This is a genomic window from Oceanospirillum linum (assembly GCF_001995095.2).
GTDB classification, from domain to species: Bacteria; Pseudomonadota; Gammaproteobacteria; order Pseudomonadales; family Halomonadaceae; genus Oceanospirillum; species Oceanospirillum linum.
In genome coordinates this window covers 1-391 of the sequence record NZ_MTSD02000230.1, presented here as the reverse complement: position 1 = coordinate 391, position 391 = coordinate 1, and the positions used below count along the sequence as shown (strand labels likewise).

Annotated in this window: 1 protein-coding gene; it reads left to right on the top strand. The window is 42.5% G+C overall.

The genetic code is table 11. The annotated features are described in order from the left end of the window. Positions 1-44: 44 nt before the first annotated feature. Positions 45-391, top strand: a 347-nt coding sequence (locus BTA35_RS17425; RefSeq protein ID WP_139363764.1) for a hypothetical protein, incomplete at its 3' end; no start/stop codon positions are given.

Sequence of the window (391 nt, the reverse complement as noted above, 5' to 3'; positions counted from 1 at the left end):
ATCTATCCGCGGCCATTACGAGCCAAGAGCTTCAGGCTAAATTTATGCGTTCCGAACATAACCCTGCTATAGGCATATCAGTGGATAAGCTTGACTATCAAAAACCTTCGGAGACTAAGCCTGAAGAGCAAAAATCTGCTGTAGAAGATTTATCGATACTGAATTCATTGTTTAGCGCAGCTTGGCCAGATTTTGACTTAGAAGTGAAAAAGCTGCGCTTTAATAGTTTTAGCGCTCAAGCCCTAAGTGCCAGCTACCGTGCTCAAGAAGGTTCAAGGCAACTCAAACTACATCAATTACAGCAGGGTAAAGTGACACATTCAGGCACGCTAGACTGGTTGTTACATAAAGTTACAGGAGAGTCTGCGCAAAGTTCATTGATCTACAATAT